Raw genomic sequence first — 20,173 nt, forward strand, 5'->3', positions numbered from 1 at the left:
CCTCTGTTCTCTTTTTATAGATTTAATACGTCAGAACGAACGCTGCGCAGTCAACGCAACGAAATCTCGGTCCTTGAGCGGCTGGCCATAGGTATTAGCGTTACCAGCGTCCAGGAAGTTGTCGCTGCCGCCTATGTACCTGGTGTAGTTAATACCGACCTTCCAGGTTTGCAGGTAGTCGGCCTGAACACCGAAACTGATATCGCCGCCTTTGTCACCCACACCATTGTTGAATTTGGTGATCACAGAAGATAGCCCCTTCGGGTTGTATCCCAGCCCGATAGGCACGCTGAGGTCCAGGCCTGGATACACCTGAAAGAAGTTTTGAGTGAAGCTCATGCGAAAACCCCACGCATCACGTTCACTGTTGGGGTCAAGCGCAGACGCGTTTTTCGTGATGCTGGTGCGTCGGTGCCAGGCGACCTCGCCCGCCAGACTGGCGGAATCCCAGATACCGTTCCCCGCAAAAGAATAGAGCGACGACAGCTGTGCGTGAACGGAGTTACCGACCGCGTACAGCGCATGATCATCATTGTCTCCGGTACCCGTAGGGTTGGCTTGCGAAACGCTTACCAGCGGCGTATTGCGCCGAACAGAGACTTCACCGGCGACGTTCGCATCGCCTAACGAGGTACTGAAGCTTGCGCCATAGGCGCGAATTCCCTCAGCGTATACCAATTGGTATTCACCCAACTGCCCGGTCAGTATGTTCGGCCCTGTGGCATTCGCCCGGGTGTAGAGCATAGGGTCTTTAGCGTGATAACGGATCGCGTAGAGGCCAAAGTCGGTATTCCAATCCTCGGGCGAAAAACGCAGCGATAGGCCGTATTGACCCCTATCGCTTGCCTTGATGTCTTTACCGCGGAAGAACGCCAATGGCTGGCGGTTAGGCCCGATTGGACCACCGGCAATCAGTCTCTCTCCGCCGTCGCCTACAACGTCAGAGGTAGAAAAATAGCTGCCCACGGCGGGAATACGGTTCTCTTCCCATTCAAATTGGTAGTACGCGGCGACAGAGACATTGGAGCGGAGCTGGATTTGTCCAGAAAATTGGTTGACGGGGCGTATCAACTCTTTAAAAGGTGTATTGGGTACCGAAGTGGCCTTGATCACATCCACAGGCGCTTGCCCGGCGGCAATACCGTTAGCTCCAAAGAATAAGCTTTCTCCCCACAAGACCGTGTGACGGCCGAGACGAAAACTACTGGGCAACTGCCCCAGTGATCCTTTGCCAAATATGAACGCATCGAGAATCTCAGCTTTTCCGCCATGCAGCTCGCGAGTGTCGTCGGTGAACTGGTCGTAGCTTACCGAGCGCTGATTCGCCGTAGCTGGTGAGTTGTTGTCGTTGCTTCGTTGATACACGGTGTCGTACCAACCCGCCGCACTCACCCGTGCGCCAAAATCTTTATAGCGCGCATCTAACTCAGAAAGGATGTTCAACCGATTGGAAATCAGGCCTTTGTCAAAATTGCGATCCGCGTCGTCCTGGTTTACCGAACTCGTCAGCTTGTCGTCTGCCTTTTTCAAACGCCAGCCCGCGTTGTATTTAATGGTGTTGTCCCAGCGCAGCCGCAGGTCGGGGTTATCAGTTTCAATTTCAAACGCACTGACCTGAGATACGCTGGTCACCCCGACCGCCATTGCGAGGATGGCTAGACGCGGCAGGCGACCGGCAAATGCGATAAAACTATTGTTACAACGACGATTGAGCATGATTGCGACCTCTAAATTATTCTTTTTGTCGTAAAGGGGTAATCAATACACGCCCGTGACATAGGCATTGGCCGATGTTCCGGGGCAAAGATACAAAGACTCCGAGCGCAAGATTGCTGACGACTGTTGTGCGCGACCACACGCAATTAACTGTCCGTTTTTTCTCGATTGAACCTGTCGTGTGATGCAATCATAGGTACAAAAAAGGGGCCCGAGAAATCGTTTATCCGGACCCGACCTATATAAAAATTTAGATCCGAACACGCCCCTGGACTTGGGAGTCATGCATGCGTTTCCATCACCTCGACCTCAACCTGCTGGTGGCGCTCGACACCCTGTTGCGGGAACAGAGCATTACACGGGCAGCCGAACGCCTGAACATCAGCCAATCGGCGGCGAGCGGTCATCTGGCCAAGCTGCGTGAGTATTTCGACGATGAATTACTGGTGTCGGTGGGGCGCAGGATGATACCTACGGCGCTGGCCCAGGAGCTGGCTGATCCGGTGCGCCTGGTCCTCCTCGACATCCAGTCCAAGATAGTCAACCGCCCCGCATTCGACCCCGCGACCTGCAGTCGTCACTTCAAGATCATCGCCTCGGACTTCGTCACGACGGCCTTTCTGGCGCCGCTGACTCAATACCTGCAATTGCACGCACCGCGTATCTCCTTGGATATCCTGCCCACCGGCAATCACTTCAACGAGCTGCTCAGCCAGGGCGAAGTGGATTTCGTGATCATGCCGGGGCAGTACCTGTCGTCTGACCACCCCAAGGAGTTGCTGTTCGAGGATCAGTACGACTGCGTGCTATGGCGCGACAACCCCTTGGTCGGGAAGAGCCTGTCACTTGAGCAGTACCTGCAACTGGGGCATGTCGCGGTGAGTTTCGGCAATGCCCGGGCGCCCAGCTTCGAAGAAGAGTTCGCCCGTCGCTTCGGTAAGGAGCGGCGCGTGGAGGTCACTACCAGTAACTTCAACACCCTGCCTCATCTGCTGATCGGCACTCACCGGGTGGCCATCATGCAGTCTCGGTTATCGAAGCTGTACGCCCAGTTCCTGCCGCTGAAGATTCTAAAGACGCCGGTCAGCATACCGCCACTGATCGAGTACATGCAGTGGAACAGCGTCTTGGACAAAGACCCGGCGCACCGCTGGATGCGCGAAGCGTTTCGGGAAGTCGCTCAACAGCATTGAGCCCCACCCTGAGGCCCGATCTGTGCATCGGGCCCGTTTTCAATCCTGGCGATACAGCTTGTGCAGCAACGTCAGCAGTTGCTCGCGTTCCTCGGTGGAGAGTACCGCGGTGCTCTCCAGATCACTCTGCAACGCGACCTCTTTCAGTTGCCGAAGCAAATGTTCTCCGGTTTTGCTGAGAAACAAGCCATAGGAGCGCTTGTCCGAATTACTGCGGATACGCATAGCCAAGCCACGGCTTTCCAGCTTATTGATCATCAACACGGCCTGGGGTGGTTCGACCGCCAGCGCCTTCGCCAGGTCGGCCTGCATCAACCCTGGTGACTGCTCGATGATGTTCAGGGCGGTGAATTGCGCCGGGCGAATATCGTACTCCTCAAGTTGGCTGCTCAAATTCTGAGTGATCTTCATCTGCGCGCGACGCATCACGTAGCCGACAAGGTTATTGAGGGCACCGTCGAGCGACTCCAAGGGCGATGAAACGGGTGCTGAATTAAGCTTGCGTGGCATTAAAAATTCCGACATATCAATTGATTAATCATTGTAATGATTTTTTTCATGGATGCCCATCCGCCCTCATAAATACGGCGAAATAACTCAACAAAAAAAATGGAGAAACCCTGAAAAATTCGCCATGGAAAACAAAAATCTCAAAAAATAGTTAATTGACATAACTATTTTTCCCGCTTAATTTCGCACCACAACACAGACAACAACCGAGGTGCGTGACATGAGTAGCTATGAAGGCCGTTGGCAAACCGTGAAGGTCGAACTCGAATCAGGAATCGCCTGGGTGATCCTTAATCGGCCGGAAAAACGTAACGCAATGAGCCCGACGCTCAACCGCGAAATGATTGATGTATTGGAGACGCTTGAGCAGGATGCCGAAGTGCGCGTTCTGGTGCTGACCGGCGCGGGCGAGGCTTGGACCGCCGGGATGGACCTCAAGGAATACTTCCGAGAGGTCGACGCAGGTCCCGAGATTCTCCAGGAAAAGATCCGTCGCGAGGCCTGCCAGTGGCAGTGGAAACTCTTGCGCATGTACACCAAGCCGACCATTGCTATGGTCAATGGCTGGTGTTTCGGTGGCGGCTTCAGCCCGCTGGTAGCCTGCGATTTGGCGATTTGTGCGGACGAAGCGACTTTTGGCCTGTCAGAAATCAACTGGGGCATCCCCCCGGGCAATCTGGTGAGCAAGGCCATGGCTGACACGTGCGGTCACCGCGAGGCGCTCTACTACATCATGACCGGAAAGACCTTCAACGGTCAGAAGGCTGCCGCCATGGGACTGGTCAATCAGAGCGTACCGCTGGCGCAACTGCGCGAAACCACCCTTGAGCTGGCCAATAACCTGTTGGAAAAGAACCCGGTGGTGCTGCGTGCGGCCAAGATCGGCTTCAAACGCTGCCGCGAGCTGACCTGGGAACAGAACGAGGACTACTTGTACGCCAAGCTCGACCAGTCACGCCTGCTTGATCCGGAAGGCGGTCGCGAGCAAGGCATGAAGCAGTTCCTCGACGACAAAAGTATCAAGCCCGGCCTGCAGACGTACAAGCGCTGATTCGGCTCACGCGGCGGCTTCCACGCAAAGTCGCCGCGTGCGTGAAAAGAAAGTTTTCGCGCATAGCCCTTGAACTGCTTTGGAGAGGATAAACATGACCGACGTATCCCTGCTGATCGGCGGCCAAGCGCGCCCTGCCGCCGATGGTCGTACTTTCGAGCGACGCAGCCCGCTGACAGGTGAAATCCTAGTAAGGGTTGCCGCGGCCGCTTTGGAAGATGCCGACGCCGCGGTAGCTGCCGCTCAGGCCGCATTCCCCGCCTGGGCGGCCCTGGCACCAACGGAACGACGCCGAAGGCTGTTGCTGGCCGCCGATCTAATGGAAGCCCGAGCCCCCGAGTTCATGGCGGGCGCCAATGAAACTGGCGCAGCGGCCAACTGGTATGGCTTCAATGTGCAACTGGCAGCCGGCATGCTGCGAGAAGCCGCAGCGATGACCACGCAGATTCTGGGTGAGGTCATCCCGTCTAATGTGTCTGGCAGTTTTGCCATGGGCCTGCGCCAGCCATGTGGTGTGGTGCTAGGCATCGCACCGTGGAACGCCCCGGTAATCCTCGGCGTGCGCGCATTGGCCATGCCATTAGCGTGCGGAAACACAGTAGTTCTCAAGGCATCTGAACTGAGCCCGTCCACCCACCGGTTAATCGGCCAGGTTCTGCATGACGCACATCTCGGCGATGGCGTGGTCAATGTGATCAGCAATGCACCTCAAGATGCTGCGGCCATTGTCGAGCGACTGATCGCCAACCCCGCTGTGCGACGGGTCAACTTCACCGGTTCCACCCATGTCGGTCGCATTGTCGGTGAGTTGGCTGCGCGTCACCTCAAACCGGCGTTGCTGGAACTCGGCGGCAAGGCCCCGCTCCTGGTACTGGAGGACGCCGACCTAGACGCCGCGGTGGATGCCGCCGTGTTCGGTGCATACTTCAATCAGGGGCAGATCTGCATGTCCACAGAGCGCCTGATCGTCGATGCTGGAATCGCCGACATTTTCGTCGACAAGCTCACCCGGCGAGTGGCCAGCCTTCGCGCGGGCGCTCCGGGCGATGAAGGCGCTGTGCTTGGCTCACTGATCGACGCCGCAGCGGGACAGCGGGTCAAGGCGATGGTCGATGACGCCGTTGCCCATGGTGCGCGGTTGCTCGCCGGCGGCGAATTCGATGGCAGCATCGTGCAACCGATACTCCTCGACCAAGTGACCGAGCACATGCGCCTGTATCGTGAAGAATCCTTTGGCCCGGTGGCCGTCGTGCTGCGCGGGCGGAGCGATGAGGAATTGCTACGGCTGGCCAACGACTCTGAATTCGGCCTGTCGGCGTCGATATTCAGCCGCGACGTGTCACGAGCGCTGGCACTGGCGCAACGAATCGAGTCGGGCATCTGCCATATCAACGGGCCCACCGTACACGACGAAGCCCAGATGCCCTTCGGCGGCGTCAAGTCTAGTGGTTATGGCAGTTTCGGAAGCCGTGCATCGATCGAGCACTTCACCCAGCTGCGCTGGGTGACGGTGCAGAACGGACCGCGCCACTACCCGATCTGATCCACGCAACGCCATGGCGGCCAGGCAAAGGCCCTGCAGCTTGAGAAAATAACAACAATCCGTGCGCCCGGCCCGCCCTTCAGGCACCGCAGGCGCCGAAGAGAGAGGAACGCCAAGTGAGCGTTGAATCCACGGCACAACCCCCAAAGCCGGTGCGCTATCGTCACGTCGTCATCGGCAACCCGGCGATGACCGTTGCACAAGACGGCGCAGTGATCTACCTGCGCCCCGACACCACACTGCTACCTGCTCCCCGGCGCCTACTCGATCGCCTGCTTCACTGGGCCGAGCGTACGCCACAGGCAACGCTGGTCGCTGAACGCGACACCAACGGTGAGTGGCGCCGTATCAGCTACAGCCAAATGCTGAGCAACGTGCGCGCATTGGCCCAGTCGCTGATGGGCTTCAACCTGTCCGCCGATCGTCCGCTGGTGATCCTTTCGGGCAACGACCTGGAACACCTGCAACTGGCGTTCGCCGCCATGTATGCAGGTATCCCCTACTGCCCGGTCTCGCCGGCCTATGCGTTGCTGTCCCAGGACCTCGCCAAGCTACGGCACATCTTCGAGGTACTGCGCCCCGGCCTGATCTTTGCCGCCGACGCCGCGCCTTTCGAACGTGCCATCCTAGCCCTAACAGATCCGGACACCCCACTCGTCTTCACACGCGGGGCACTGGCAGAGCGCACCAGCAGCACCTTCGCCAGCTTGCTCCAACAAGAGGACATTACCCAGGCGGACCTCGCCTTCGCCGCAACCGGCCCCGACACTATCGCCAAATTCCTCTTCACCTCGGGCTCGACCAAATTGCCCAAGGCCGTACCGACTACCCAAGGCATGCTCTGCGCCAACCAACAGATGCTGCTTCAGACCTTCCCCGAGTTCGCCATCCAGCAGCCGGTACTGGTCGACTGGCTACCGTGGAACCACACATTCGGCGGCAGCCATAACGTCGGCATTGCCCTGTACAACGGCGGCAGCCTGTTTATCGATGGCGGAAAGCCGACCCCGCAGGGCATGGCCGAAACAGTGCGGAACCTTAAAGAGATCTCGCCGACGGTTTATCTCACCGTGCCCAAGGGCTGGGAGGAACTGGTCGGCGAGTTGGAGCGTAACGCCGATCTGCGCGACAACTTCTTTGCCCGCATCAAGCTGTTCTTTTTCGCAGGCGCGGGGCTGTCGCAAGCCGTCTGGGATCGCTTGGACGCGGTAGCCACTGCACACTGCGGCGAGCGCATCCGTATGATGGCTGGATTGGGCATGACCGAAGCGTCGCCATGCTGCACCTTTACCACAGGGCCACTCTCGATGGCGGGCTATGTTGGGCTACCGGCGCCGGGATGCGAGATCAAGTTGGTTCCGGCCGGGGGCAAACTCGAGGCACGCTTTCGTGGCCCGCACATCATGTCCGGCTACTGGCGTTCGGCACAGCAGACCGCCGAGGCATTCGACGAAGAAGGCTTCTATTGCTCTGGCGATGCACTCAGGTTCGCCGACCCACAACAACCCCAATTGGGCCTGATGTTCGACGGGCGCATCGCCGAAGATTTCAAGCTCTCCACCGGTGTGTTCGTCAGCGTCGGCCCGTTACGCGCCCGTGTCATCCTGCAAGGGGCCCCCTATGTCCAGGACGTGGTGGTGACAGGACCGGACCGCCCGCGTATCGGCTTGTTAATTTTCCTTCATCTACCCGCTTGCCGGGAACTGGCAGGGCTGACGGCGAATGCCAGCGTCGAGCAGGTGCTGGCGGCAGAGCCCGTGCGGAGCCGATTCGAAGATCTGTTACGCGACCTTAACCGCGAAGCCACCGGCTTGGCCTCACATATCGCCTGGGCCTTTCTGGTGAACGAGGGGCCAAGCCTGGATGCTGGTGAGATCACCGATAAAGGCTCACTCAATCAGAGTGCCGTACTGTCCCGCCGCGCCGCGCTGATTGACAGCTTGTATGCGGCTCCCGACTCGCAGTGCATCCTTGCGCAGCCTTGGCCTTAAGGCGATAGTCCGAACGTCTCTAGCAATTCAAGATGACGCGGGGAGAGGGGCTTGTGTCAATCTCGCCGCTTATAGCCAGCAAGGGCAAGGTGACAGAAAGCCACTTCAACACTTGTCTTATAACTGGTCCGTCACCTTCAGCCAGCTCATCAAGGATGTTGGAATGCAACACCGCCCACGCCTTTGTCGAGCGCATCCAGCCTCACCTCGGCGTACCCGTCATCAACATGCTGACGCAGACCGTGGAGTGGATCGTGCAAAGTCAGGTGTACCAGAACGCTGCGAAGCAGTACGGCGTGCAGCTCATCACTCCCCGATGCGATTACCAGCAGTTGGTGATGGAGGCTATCTATGGCCAACGCGGGATCAAGGCCGGCTTCACCGACGGACTCTGCAAGGATCAAGTGCTCTTGGCGGCAGAGCATCTCTATGAAATCGGCGCGCGGGACTTGATCCTGGGGTGCACGGAGTTGCCACTGGTGCTGGCGCACAGCGAATGTTTCGACCTCAATGGCCGGCACGTGGCGCTGGTGGCCCCCACCACCCTGCTCGCCCTCGCCTGCATCGCGCGGGCGCTGGGTATCCACTCGAACACACTTTTATCACGTGCCCATTCAACGTAAGACGTCCTGCACAAGACCCTCCGGCTGCCGCGACATCAGGCAACCGGGCGGTTCAAGGCAAACGTCACCACAATGCGATTTCGTAGGTCAGGTAGATTCGATAATTATCCCGGTCGTCCGAGTAGGTCGAGCGCGATATAGCGTGGCTCAGTTGAGTGCCGAACCCTTTGAACGTTCCACCTTGCATGACGTACTTGAGGCTGGTGTTGGTCTCGTGCTCCCGAGCTTCGGTGTCTTTGTATGCCCCGTGATCACCTTTGTAGTAACGCGTCATCAGGCTCAGCCCCGGGACGCCGAGGGCCGCGAAGTCATAATCGTAGCGGGCCATCCAAGTCTTTTCTCCGGCCTGGATGAACTTGCCGATGCTGGCGTTGCTGAAGGAGTAGACCGAGCCACCGTTGACGTAGGGTAACGCGGTGTCGCCAAACAGTTTCTGGTAGCCAAAGCCCAGCGCATGACCGCCCAGGCGATAAGTGAACAAACCACTGAACATGTCCGCATCGACCTTACCGTTGTACGCACGGCCAGCATCGCCGCTGTCGAAGTAGCGCAAATCACTGGTCAGGCTGCCGTTGCCCAATTGCCATTTGTGCACCACGCCGAGAAACCCTTGGCGATAGAAGTCGCGCATCTCGCCGTAGTAACCAGTGACGCTAAGGTTCGGGCTCACCTTGTAGGTGGCGCCGCTGAAGTCGAAATCGGTGCCGTCATTGCCTCGGTAGCCTGACGGCGTCATGTCGACGCTGTCGGTAGAATTGCGGGTTTTGTTCTTGTCGAGGTGGCCAGCGTGCAGATAGAGATCAGGAATCCCAGTGTATTCGATTTGAGTGCCGCGGAAGGTTTGGGGCACCAGGCGACCGTCGTTGTAGACCATCACCGGGATACGCGTGAGCAAGGTGCCGCTCTTGATCAACGCATCGCCAACTCGCACTTTGGCGGTGAGCCCCAGCGTGGAAAATTCGTCGGCTGCATGCCCATTGTCATGCACCGGCAACAGGCCGGTATCGGCATGGGTCGGGCTCGAATCGAGCCGGAGGCCGACCAGCCCCAGGGCATTCAGTCCGAAGCCGACGGCGCCGGGCGTGAAGCCCGATTGCAGGTCCAGCAGAAAACCCTGGGCCCACTCCTTGCGGTCCTCGCCGCCGTCCCGATAGCCGTCATTGAAGTAGTAATTACGCAGTTCCAGGGTGCCATGGCTGTCGGCGATAAAGCCCTCGGCGCGCACTGGCATGGCGCTGGTCGACGCCAGGCTGGCGCAGGAAACCAGGGAGGTTACAAACAGTTTTCGCATCACGCTGTCCTCATCGGAGTTGTTGGTTTTATGGCAGCGAAAAAGAAGCCCGCAGGCTCTCAAGCCCTGGTCTTGGCCCCGTCCGAAAACTGGACGCCAGGTTGCTTTGCGGCGGACACTAGCGGCAGATGAACCCCCTTACAACGTTATGCGCAGCACGCATCGGGCTATGCGTGAAAGCTGTTTCCACGGGCGCCAACATGCGTTTCAAGGCAGGAAAAATTGACGAATTTCAAACAGTTGGAAGCCTTCAAAGCGATCATGGAGACCGGCTCGACCATCGGTGCCGCTGCCCGGATGGACCTGTCCCAGTCCGCCGTCAGCCGATTGCTGGGCCAGTTGGAAGAGAGTCTCGGCGTGGCGCTGTTTCTACGTCGAAATGGCAGGCTGACGGCCACGCCCGAGGCCGATGAATTGCTCGCCGACATCAGCGGCGTGCTCGACGGCATGCAGCGCGTGCAACGCAGAGCGGACGATTTACGCCTGGGTCGATCGAGCAAGACGCTGCTCAAACTCGGGGTGCCGCCGAGCATGACCCAGCAGTTGATTCCACGGCTGGTTGCCGCTTACCTACGTGACCGCGAAGACGTGGTGGTGGAACTGCTCATCGGGTCCAATGCTTATCTCGAACGCGCCGTACTGGACCGGGCGGCTGATCTCGCGCTGGTACGGTTGCCCATTGAGAATGAGGGGCTGGACGTGACCCCGGTGCTGGAGGCCGAAGGTGTCTGCGTCATGCCGTTGGGGCATCCCCTGGCGCAGAAAGAGGTGGTCGACATCACCGATCTGCGCGGCGTGCCGATGGTCATGCTGGGACGCCAACGCGCCTTGCGTGCCGAGCTGGACTTGCTGCTGCGTGGCGCTCGGGTCGCCCCGCAGGTGAGGGTCGAAGTGCACTCGGTCAGTGCGGCCTGTGCGTTCGTCGCCGAGGGCACTGGCGTGTCCATCGTCAATGCGTTTCTGGTCAGCCATTTCAGTGATCTGCCGATCGTCACTCGCCCTTTCACGCCCGGCTTGCCCCACACTTTCGGCTTGATCTCACGCCACGGCCAGCCCCGTTCCCGCGCGCTCGAAGGCTTTGCCGAGTACCTGCGCGAACAACTTTTTCAGGCCTCCCAGACCTTTGAAAAGGCCCGTGGCACCGCGGGCCACGGACGACAAACCGAATAGCCTTACCCGCTTTACGCATAACGTTGTGCGCGCTCGGAGGTTGTCATAAGTTCAGCTTCGTCCGCCCTGAAACGGGTAGAAACAGCGGATACGAATCACCTCAAACAACAAAAACAAGAGCCTGTCATGTCGCCACTCAATCGCTTCTTTACAATGACCTCCGGTGCTCCTGAGCGGCTGTTGTCCCGCGCCCTTTTGTTTGTCTGCCTTTGAACGGCCAAGGCTGTGTTTACCGCCTTCGCTCGACCTGAATCAAACATTTGCAGAGCACTTCACATGAACGAAACACTGAAACCTTCCCTCCCCGTCGGTGCGCCGGGGGATGCCGTTAGCACGGTCTGCGTGCCACGCGAACGGCGGCAAATCAATCCAGCGGTGATCTTGCTGGTGATCGTTTTCCTGGCGATGGCGATGACCTATGTCGTGCGCTCTGGCGAGTATCAGCGCCACGGCATCATCGTGGTGCCTGGCTCCTACAAGACGCTGGAAAAAGACGCATCGCCAGCGCAATTGTTTTCCGTCCCGGTGCGCAAGGCCGACGATACCTTCGCGCAACCGGTCAGCCTGACTGAAGCGGTCATGGCCATTCCCCAGGGCATCGAGAAAAGCGTCGGACTGATTTTCATGGTGCTGTTCACCGGCGGCATGCTGGGGGTGCTGAACCGTGCCGGCGCCATCAACGCCGGGCTCGAACGCCTGCTGGGCGTGACCCGGGGCAATGTCTACGTACTAGTACCCTGCCTGATGCTGGCGTTTTCCGCGGGCAGCACGTTCATGGGCATGGCCAAGGAATACATCGTGATCGTGCCGCTGATGGTCGCACTGGCCAACCGCATGGGCTTGCCTAACATCGTGGGTCTGGCGCTGGTGGTGGTGCCGCTGAAGATCGGCTACCTGGCGTCGATTTCCAGCCCCATTGCGCTCTCTGTGGCGCAGCCGATCGTGGGGCTGCCGGTGTTCAGCGGCATGAGCATGCGCGTGGCCGCTTACCTCATCATGTTGCCGGTGGGCATTGGATTCATGTTCATGGTGCTGCGCCGCTTCGGTTTCGATCGGTCGGTGGCGCATCAGTTCGAGAGTCAGCGCCTGTCGCTTCGCCACACGCTCAACATCCTCCTACTGGCGGCCGGCATCGGCTTTCTGATCTACGCTTCGAACACCTGGCACTGGCAATACACGGCGCTGTCGGCCTATTACCTGGCCTTGAGCGTGTTGTTCGCCCTCGTGGCGGGACTTGGCGCCAGTGAAGGGTGTGCGGCGTTCATCGAGGGCATGCAAAAGGTGCTGATCGCCGGGGTGATGATCGGGCTGGCGACGGCGGTGCAGATCATCCTGTCCACCGGCGACGTGCTTGACACCATCGTCGACGGCCTGGCGCATCTGATGGGCAGCCATGGGCCGATTCTTTCGGCACTGGGCATGTTCTTCAGTCAACTGCTGCTCGAATTGCTGATTCCATCCACCTCCGGCCAGGCCGCCGTCACGATGCCGATCTTCGGCCCGCTGGCCCAGTTGTCCGGCGTCAGTCCGCAGACCAGCGTCTACGCCTTTCTGCTGGGCCATGGCCTGACCAACATGATCAGCCCGACCTCCAGCGGCCTGCTGGTTTTGCTGGCCGCCGCTCAGGTGGGCTGGGGGGCATGGGCACGGTTCATCTTTCCTTTGCTGTTGGTGTTCGCCGCGATCTCCATCGCGTTGCTGATCACGGCCGTGGTTATCGGCTACTGACGGCACCGCTGTTTCAACCCTGTCATTCATTTTTCTGGCGCGGCGGTCGTGCATCAGACGGCACACCTGCGCCCACAAGGTTCTGGCATGAATACGCTTTACGACCTGACTTCGGCTTGCATGCACATCACTCTCGACATTCCCGTGCCCATGCGTGACGGCATTCATCTGGCAACCGATGTATATCTGCCAGCAGACACCGAAGGGCCGTGGCCCGTGGTGATCGAACGCACGCCGTACGACAAAAGCGCGGCGTCGCGGTCCGAAGTCCGCCTGGACGGGCATCACCTGACCCGCGAAGAAATGGCCGCCGCCTTCACCCAGGCAGGCTTCGCCGTCGTGTTTCAGGATTGCCGCGGGCGTTACGGCTCCGAAGGCATCTTCACTAAATACATCAATGAGGGTGAGGACGGTTTCGACACCTTGGCATGGATCACCGGTCAGCAGTGGTGCAACGGACGCATCGGCAGCATGGGGCTGTCTTACGCCGCGCACACCCAGCTGGCGATGGCGTGCCTTAACCCTCCAGGCCTGACCACGATGGTCCTCGATTCCGGCGGCTTTCATAACGCGTACCACTGCGGCGTGCGGCAAGGCGGAGCGTTCGAACTCAAGCAAGCGACCTGGGCCTTTCGTCGGGCCAAGGAAAGCCCGGCAGCCAAAGCCGATCCGGCGCTGCGCCAGGCATTGGAGAACGAGGACATTCATGAATGGTTCAAGCGCATGCCGTGGCGCGTCGGCCATTCGCCCCTGAGGCATTTGCCGGAATACGAGGCATACCTGCTGGATCAGTGGTCGCGAGGCCGTTTCGATGACTACTGGCAGCAACTGGGGATTTGCGCCGAGGCTTGGTTCGATACCATCCCCGATATCCCGGTGATGTTCATGTCCAGTTGGTATGACGCTTACGTCAGCTCGACGTTGGCCAATTATCAGGCGTTTCGTCAGGGACGACAGGCGCCGCAACGCCTGATCATGGGGCCGTGGCTGCACGGCGATCGCAACGTCACCCACAGTGGTGATGCCGAATTTGGCCCACTGGCGGCGTTCGATGGTCAGCTGGCAACGGACTGGCTCTCCTGTCGGCTGGACTGGTTCAATCAGCACCTCAAGACCCACGAAGCCCTTGACCATGGAGCGCCCGACGTTCAGGTCTTCCTGATGGGCACCGGCACTGGCCAGCGCAATGACGACGGGCGCATGGAACACGGCGGCCGTTGGCTGAGTGCAGCGCAATGGCCACTGCCCGACAGCCACGAGCAGGCATTCTATCTGCACCCTGAGGGATCGTTGGGCGCCCACCCGCCCGCTGTGGCAGAAGCGTCGCTAAACTATCGCAGCGACCCTGACCATCCCGTCCCGACCCTTGGCGGCGCGCTGACGTCCGGGGCGCCAATCTTCGCGGGAGGGGCGTTCGATCAGCGGGAAACCCCTGAGTTTTTCGGTGCGCTTGGCGACGGTCGTTCGATATCCGCTCGTGACGACGTGCTCACGTTCCAGACCGAGCCGCTGGAACATGATCTGATCGTCGCCGGGCCGGTGCGCGTCGAACTCTGGGTACAGACCGATGGCCTGGACACGGACTTTACCGCCAAGCTCGTCGACGTCTATCCGGTGAGCGACGACTATCCGGAGGGGTACGCGATGAACATCACCGACGGCATTCTACGTTGCCGCTACCGAGCATCCTGGGATAACCCCACACCGGTCACTCCAGGTGAGCGCTTTGCGATCACGATTGAGCCGTTCGCGACCTGCAACCTGTTCAAGCGTGGCCATCGCCTGCGGGTGGATATTGCCAGCAGCAACTTTCCGCATTTTGACGTCAACCCGAACAGCGGAGAACCCGAGGGGCAGGCATTCAACAAGCGGGTGGCAACGAACACCTTACACATGGGGATGTGCAATCCATCACGAATCGTGCTGCGGATCCTAGACCAAAGCGTTTAACGTTCCAGCCAGTGCAATTTAAATGGCCACGTCGGGAAAGGGCGCTGCCTGAATAGCGCCCGGTCGTTTCGCTGGCGTGGTATGGACTAGTTGCGAAGGCGTTGTCGCAACCAGAGATTCCTTCGGCATATCAGAAGGAGCGCAAAGTGATTGATCGTCTGTACGGCGGGCTGATTCTTGAGTTGGGTTTATGACAGTTGGCCTGATTTTCTGGAATCGAATGCAGGGAATTCACACCGACTGCTATCGGCCAGAAGCGGCCATTCATAGATGACGCTTCCGACCCAAAGCGGGCACTTAAGACCTAGGGCGCTTAGCAATCATCGGTCATTTAGGAGTGTATATACTGGCATGAAGTAGCGCTGCGATAATGAAAGGGGACTTTTTCTCCAAATACTCAGCCATCCCACCAATATTACTCGACTCCAACTGAAGCTTCAGCGCTTCATACTGCTGGCGTATCAAAGCATCGCGCCTGAGCAAATCTCTGAACCCCAGCATCTGGATGATCGTAAGGTGGCCACGGATACAAACGTGGAGCTTGTGCGTACGAATCCCGCACACGTTACGCCGATAGAAATGATGTCCCTCCGATAGATCACTTCCTCGTACATATCCCAGATCCATCAATATCTCGTCCCGCGCCGAGGCATTGCGATGATCGTGAACCTCGATGAGTACATCAATCTCAGGTTTCGCCGCGAGGCCTGGAACAGAGGTGCTCCCAGCATGGTGTATGGCAATCAGTTCATCGCCAAAAGCCGAAGCGATGAGTGGCTTGTCTGCCAGAAATCGGGCGGGCCAAATGGGGGTGTAGGGAATGATCTTGCTGGTCAGCGCCATGGGCAATCCTTGGGCAGAATAGAAAGTTCTGATGCGCCTTCATGGCAGTCTGCTGCCAATCAAGCGCGATCGAGCACCTAATGACGTTGCACAATCTGATCAGGCTGCGTGCTCATACTCGCGAGAAAAACCTCGGTATCCCGATTGCTCCGCAGGCAGACCACGCGACAAACCGGCGGGGCTGTCGCCACGAATCGCTTCATTGCCTCCCGAGACGAGGTTTTTGTCCGCCACATGAACCTGAAAAACTCCGGCAGGTTGATCAGCAATTCCGGGCAGTTTTCCGGCAAGTCAGGCCGGGATCGGCCGCGGTTCAGCATAGTTCTGAGGAGCACGCGCCAGAATCGAAGCGGTGCCGAGCGATCAATCCATATCAACATGTCAGCGCGGGCCAGCCGGTTGCTCCATGTGGTCGAATGCCCGCCTTCGAAGATCCAGCGCTCACAGGCCTCGACCTCATAACAAAGACGCGTCTTCTCGTCCCGGCTCCGCTCGACCCATCCCGGTTGCCAGTGAATCGTGTCGATATGCATGACCGGCAAGCCTGTACGCTCGCCAAGCTTGCGCGCCAGGGTACTTTTCCCAGACCCTGGCTGACCAATGATCATTACCCGTTGCATTGAAGCTCCTTCTCGATATGCCTGCTGAACTTCGGGCGCGCGATCTTACGGCAATGGGCGAAGCCGTCAACTGTAAGCGCACTCATACTCTGGGCGCCCGCCGTAAGTCGGTAACGGCTGTTCGTTGATGACTGGCATCAGTTTGACCGCCACCCCCTCGCATACTACTGCCCAGCGGAAGGCTTATCATGGATGGCCCTTTACGCTGCAAATGGAAATTACGATGGTGCCCAACAAGGTATGTGCAGTCGTGCTCTCGTATTCAACGCCGGCCAAACTTCTGTTATTTCGGCACCCGTTAGCAGGGACGCAACTGGTGAAAGGCACTATCGAGGAGGGAGAACTCCCTGCCCAGGCTGCCTTGCGTGAGCTGGCAGAGGAGTCTGGTATCCATGACGCTATTGTTGAGACCGATCTGGGATGTTGGAGAGCTGACTATCGAAATCAGGTATGGTCTTTTCACCTTTGCAGCACAGAGCGAGCCCTGCCCGGGCAATGGAGTCATCAGACACTGGACGACCATGGCCACCTGTTTGAGTTTTTCTGGGCTTCGCTCGAAGATCTCCCCTACAACGAATGCCATCCGGTGTTCCAGCGAGCACTAGAGTTCTTGCGCAAAAAACTTAAAGAGCCTAGGCGCTGAGTTAGCGAATGACACCGAGCGGATTGATGACTGTCCGCGTCGGAGAGGAAGCGGCTGGTTACCACAGGCGGCTTTCGGCCATAAGCAGTCTGTCGCCAGCTTTAGCTGCCAATATCAGTCCGCTAAGCACAAATGCATGGCAGTGTCTATGAAATCAGGGGCGTTTCACTAAATAAGATTCAACCCACCATCGGACAGCAGGATTTCGCCGGTGAGATAGTCCGATGCAACCAACAGCGCAACGGCTTGGGCAATGTCTTCCGGGCTGGCCGCTCGGCGCATCGGCGAACGCTCTTTCCACAGTTGCTGCGCCTGAGTCCACTCTGCGGTAAGCGGTGTATCGACCAGCCCGGGGGCGACGGCATTGACTCGGATGTCGGGCGCAAGTGAAACGGCGAGTAGCCGTGTCATATGATTCAAGGCTGCCTTCGTCGCGGAATAGGGAATCGATGCTCCTTTCGGGCGAACACCCGCATGGGAGCTTATGTTGACGATGCAGCCGGGTCGGCCGGAGCGTGCCGAATCACGCAATGCTGCTTCAGCCTCGGCGATCAAACGAAACGGAGCAATGACGTTCACTTCATGGAGTTCATGCCACACATCGGGCGTCGCCGCCGGTAAGTCTTCGTGGGGAATAACACGGCTGACTCCGGCGTTATTAACCAGAACATCCAACCGCCCCCAGGCCCCTATGGCTTCGTGGATCAGGCGTACCCTGTCTTTGTCATCAGCTAAATCAGCTTGAACATAAATGGCCGGCCCGAGTTCGAGCGCCAGTCGCTGTCCGGCCTCTGCCGAACTACGCGAATGTAATACGATTGAATAGCCTTCATTTGCAAGCCGACGGGCAATGGCCACGCCGATGCCCGAAGTCGAACCGGTAATCAATGCGACGGGAGCCTGAGTCATCATCTGAGCCTTTAGGGGTTAATGTTTTTTACGGCACTGCATACTACTGATACCGGTTATGCTCACGGTTGTGAAGGCCTGTTTTTGGCCGTCTGCTGCCTGTCGCCACAGCACCTTATGGCTAATGCTGCTGCTCACTCGAACCCGTATCATGCCCTTAACTCACGGGCGGCTCAGAACGCCTACCTCCTCCACTGCTACGCTTTCGACTCCTACATTGGAGTCGAAACAATGGCCACAGAATACTCACTAGCTGATGTCCTTGAGCGCTTTTACCAAAACCAACTCGCCCTAGAGGCAGCCGTAATGGAGCTGACCTTGAGAGCTGAATGCCAGGGTGAGACAGACATCGGCGCAAATGTCCGCGGCGCGCTACAAATGATCGGGGAGAACGTCGGACACATTAAGCAAGGCCTGGCCAGACTGAAGGCCCAAGGTCCACACTAATCAAGCTGCTGACAACATGCCCAGGACTGCTTTTTTCTCTACTTTAAGTGCGTGCCATCGGATCAGCACGCGGTTCGAAGCAAAGAATGCCCCGTATGGCGCAGTCCGTCAGATTAAAATCCCAACGAATGTGCTTGCAAGCAAAATCGCATAATATGCCAACGGCTAGAATAAACTGTTTGCCGAAAGCTGGAGCTCATTATGGCAACTAGAAACGTTGTGCTCACCCCTTACCAAGAACAGGTTATTCATGACTTAGTTCAGTCTGGCCGTTATCAGAATGCCAGCGAAGTGATGCGAGAGGGTTTGCGTTTACTGGAGCAGCGCGTCGCCGAAGACACTACCAAAATTGAGGCGCTGCGCCAGGCGACCTCGATCGGCATCATGGATCTTGAACACGGGCGCTTTACTCAGTTGAACGAAGGTAATCTAGAGCAGTACCTACAGGGTTTGAGCCTGGAGGCCACCACCCTCGCGAGCGATAAACACTGAGCATGCCGCAGATCGGATTCCAACGCAGCGCGCTTCGACATAGTCGACATCCTCAGGCGCTCCCAGACGCAGTCCGGAGATCAAGCAAGGCAACGGTATCAAGCGCTGATCCTCGCGGCGCTGCAAGCGATTGCGGGCATGCCTCACCGCATTGGCAGCCACGAGCGCAATGAGCTTGCACCAGGCCTGCGCAGCTATCACCTCGTCTATTCGCGCCAGCAAGCTAAATACCCTCATGGGACGGTCAAAAGCCCACGCCACGTCGTATTTTATCGTGTAGCAAATGACGAGGTGATCGAGGTCGTCCGACTCCTTCATGACGCCATGGACGTGCAGTTGCACTTGCCTGATGACTGATCAGCGATCCAAAACACAGATATGACTGGCCAGGAACAATGAAGGTAAGACGCTCTCCCCAGATCTCAGCCTCAACCCCTACGCTGCCAGCGGACTCGACGATCAATTGAAGCACAAGATTCTAGGCCCGAGTGCACTATCGAGATCTACGACCACAAACACGATGCTCAACTTTGCCACCCACTTTTAACGCCGATTGCGTATCTAGACGCCTGGCATTAAGCCCCAACTTCCGATGGACACGCGGATCGATCGCCTCTGGCGACCAGCGCCATTGCAACATCCCGCAGAGCATGAGTATCTGGCGATGCCAATTTCAGGACAGGTGCTGAAAGACACCACGGACAACTCCGATTAAGAATATCGACTCATCGAACGACCAAGGATTTGCTCGATACGGGCTGCTCATCCAGTATACGGAGGCGCACTGAATACCAGCCACGGCCACCCAGGTCCGCGTCAGAAATCGCCATTCGCGATCGCTCGCGCACTCGGTGCGATTGGGGGCAAAACTGGGGGCATGATTTGTTTTTTTTGAACTGTAACTACTGTCCTAGAGCCAAGTCAAAATGTTTTTTGGCGACCCTGAGAGTCTTTAGGCGTTGTCTGGCAGGCTGTTCGGCTGATCTTTTTTGCGTTTCCACCAACCATGGAGCTCCATTCACTTCCAGTGGATTGCTACATTGGGGGCACATTTGAGGGCATGCATTGGATGGTTTGAAAAGGATGCCCCCAGCCTGAGGCCCAACAGTTCCATTCTCGGAAAGTCTCCCCTGCGCTTTTCCCAACCGCCGTTGAGCGCTAGTCGATGACCTCAGTTAATGGCTGAACTACTGCCTACGCCACCCCGTAGCGCCGATGCAGGGGGGATCCAGCACATTCGCTTAAGCGCTGGAAATTGTCCGCTACTGCCGGCAAACACGGATGCTCGAGCGGCGTGTCGAACCAGCGATTCACTGAAAGTCCCGCAGGAGTGTCCGCCTGGGCATGTGGTCCGTATCTATTAATGGGGGCGGAAGGCTCCGTTAGACTCAGGTCGTTGTCAGACAGGCCTCACTACTGATGCTTGAAATTACTGAGGATGGCTCACGCAAAT

16 protein-coding genes and 2 pseudogenes are annotated in these 20,173 nt (G+C 58.0%); 12 read left to right on the top strand and 6 right to left on the bottom strand.

Annotation, left to right across the window (positions count from 1 at the left end; all coding sequences use genetic code 11):
- Window positions 1–30 precede the first annotated feature (30 nt).
- A complete protein-coding gene (locus ACW9IN_RS12930) occupies window positions 31–1,716 on the bottom strand; it encodes a DUF1302 domain-containing protein (protein WP_457366236.1) in 1,686 nt (561 codons plus the stop codon).
- 287 nt (window positions 1,717–2,003) lie between these two features.
- Between ACW9IN_RS12930 and ACW9IN_RS12935 the strand changes: the two genes are divergently transcribed.
- Window positions 2,004–2,909, top strand: coding sequence for a LysR family transcriptional regulator (locus ACW9IN_RS12935; protein ID WP_457366237.1), 906 nt, complete (start codon window positions 2,004–2,006; stop codon window positions 2,907–2,909).
- Window positions 2,910–2,948: 39 nt separating this feature from the next.
- Here the strand turns inward: ACW9IN_RS12935 and ACW9IN_RS12940 are convergent, their stop codons facing one another.
- Entirely contained in the window at window positions 2,949–3,419 is a 471-nt protein-coding gene (locus ACW9IN_RS12940; protein WP_457366238.1) for a MarR family winged helix-turn-helix transcriptional regulator, read from the bottom strand.
- Between the two features lie 220 nt (window positions 3,420–3,639).
- Here ACW9IN_RS12940 and ACW9IN_RS12945 point away from each other — a divergent pair, with 220 nt between their 5' ends.
- The 4 genes and pseudogenes from ACW9IN_RS12945 to ACW9IN_RS12960 all read left to right on the top strand — a co-directional run.
- On the top strand, window positions 3,640–4,470 hold the full coding sequence (locus ACW9IN_RS12945; protein WP_457366239.1) for a p-hydroxycinnamoyl CoA hydratase/lyase: 831 nt from the start codon (window positions 3,640–3,642) through the stop codon (window positions 4,468–4,470).
- Window positions 4,471–4,564: 94 nt separating this feature from the next.
- Window positions 4,565–6,013, top strand: a complete 1,449-nt coding sequence (locus ACW9IN_RS12950) for an aldehyde dehydrogenase (RefSeq protein ID WP_457366240.1) — start codon at window positions 4,565–4,567, stop codon at window positions 6,011–6,013.
- A 116-nt stretch (window positions 6,014–6,129) separates the two neighbouring features.
- On the top strand, window positions 6,130–8,004 hold the full coding sequence (locus ACW9IN_RS12955; RefSeq protein ID WP_457366241.1) for a feruloyl-CoA synthase: 1,875 nt from the start codon (window positions 6,130–6,132) through the stop codon (window positions 8,002–8,004).
- A gap of 158 nt (window positions 8,005–8,162) precedes the next feature.
- Window positions 8,163–8,627 (top strand): annotated as a pseudogene (locus tag ACW9IN_RS12960) (aspartate/glutamate racemase family protein); the annotation flags it as partial.
- A gap of 64 nt (window positions 8,628–8,691) precedes the next feature.
- Here the strand turns inward: ACW9IN_RS12960 and ACW9IN_RS12965 are convergent.
- Window positions 8,692–9,918, bottom strand: coding sequence for an OprD family porin (locus tag ACW9IN_RS12965; protein WP_457366242.1), 1,227 nt, complete (start codon window positions 9,916–9,918; stop codon window positions 8,692–8,694).
- A 222-nt stretch (window positions 9,919–10,140) separates the two neighbouring features.
- Between ACW9IN_RS12965 and ACW9IN_RS12970 the strand changes: the two genes are divergently transcribed.
- The 3 genes from ACW9IN_RS12970 (at window position 10,141) to ACW9IN_RS12980 (ending at window position 14,766) form a co-directional block, all read left to right on the top strand.
- Window positions 10,141–11,088: a LysR family transcriptional regulator gene (locus ACW9IN_RS12970; protein WP_457366243.1), complete on the top strand. Its 948-nt coding sequence runs from the start codon at window positions 10,141–10,143 to the stop codon at window positions 11,086–11,088.
- Window positions 11,089–11,364: 276 nt separating this feature from the next.
- Window positions 11,365–12,816: a YfcC family protein gene (locus ACW9IN_RS12975; protein WP_457366244.1), complete on the top strand. Its 1,452-nt coding sequence runs from the start codon at window positions 11,365–11,367 to the stop codon at window positions 12,814–12,816.
- 87 nt (window positions 12,817–12,903) lie between these two features.
- Entirely contained in the window at window positions 12,904–14,766 is a 1,863-nt protein-coding gene (locus tag ACW9IN_RS12980; RefSeq protein WP_457366245.1) for a CocE/NonD family hydrolase, read from the top strand.
- Window positions 14,767–15,093: 327 nt separating this feature from the next.
- Here the strand turns inward: ACW9IN_RS12980 and ACW9IN_RS12985 are convergent, their stop codons facing one another.
- Entirely contained in the window at window positions 15,094–15,609 is a 516-nt protein-coding gene (locus ACW9IN_RS12985) for a GrpB family protein (RefSeq protein WP_457366246.1), read from the bottom strand.
- A 77-nt stretch (window positions 15,610–15,686) separates the two neighbouring features.
- Window positions 15,687–16,229: an AAA family ATPase gene (locus tag ACW9IN_RS12990; protein ID WP_457366247.1), complete on the bottom strand. Its 543-nt coding sequence runs from the start codon at window positions 16,227–16,229 to the stop codon at window positions 15,687–15,689.
- A gap of 223 nt (window positions 16,230–16,452) precedes the next feature.
- Between ACW9IN_RS12990 and ACW9IN_RS12995 the strand changes: the two genes are divergently transcribed.
- Window positions 16,453–16,872, top strand: a complete 420-nt coding sequence (locus ACW9IN_RS12995) for an NUDIX hydrolase (protein ID WP_457366300.1) — start codon at window positions 16,453–16,455, stop codon at window positions 16,870–16,872.
- Window positions 16,873–17,040: 168 nt separating this feature from the next.
- On the opposite strand, the gene ACW9IN_RS13000 is transcribed toward ACW9IN_RS12995, so the two are convergent.
- Window positions 17,041–17,781 carry an SDR family NAD(P)-dependent oxidoreductase gene (locus ACW9IN_RS13000; protein ID WP_457366248.1) on the bottom strand — a complete coding sequence of 247 codons (741 nt, stop codon included), beginning with the start codon at window positions 17,779–17,781 and terminating at the stop codon, window positions 17,041–17,043.
- Between the two features lie 231 nt (window positions 17,782–18,012).
- Here ACW9IN_RS13000 and ACW9IN_RS13005 point away from each other — a divergent pair, with 231 nt between their 5' ends.
- The 3 genes and pseudogenes from ACW9IN_RS13005 to ACW9IN_RS13015 form a co-directional block, all read left to right on the top strand.
- A complete protein-coding gene (locus ACW9IN_RS13005) occupies window positions 18,013–18,228 on the top strand; it encodes a hypothetical protein (RefSeq protein ID WP_457366249.1) in 216 nt (71 codons plus the stop codon).
- A gap of 201 nt (window positions 18,229–18,429) precedes the next feature.
- A complete protein-coding gene (locus ACW9IN_RS13010) occupies window positions 18,430–18,720 on the top strand; it encodes a type II toxin-antitoxin system ParD family antitoxin (RefSeq protein WP_457366250.1) in 291 nt (96 codons plus the stop codon).
- An 18-nt stretch (window positions 18,721–18,738) separates the two neighbouring features.
- Window positions 18,739–19,077: pseudogene (locus tag ACW9IN_RS13015) on the top strand (type II toxin-antitoxin system RelE/ParE family toxin); the annotation flags it as partial.
- Window positions 19,078–20,173: the final 1,096 nt, after the last annotated feature.

This window comes from Pseudomonas sp. SDO5271_S396 (genome assembly GCF_054071795.1).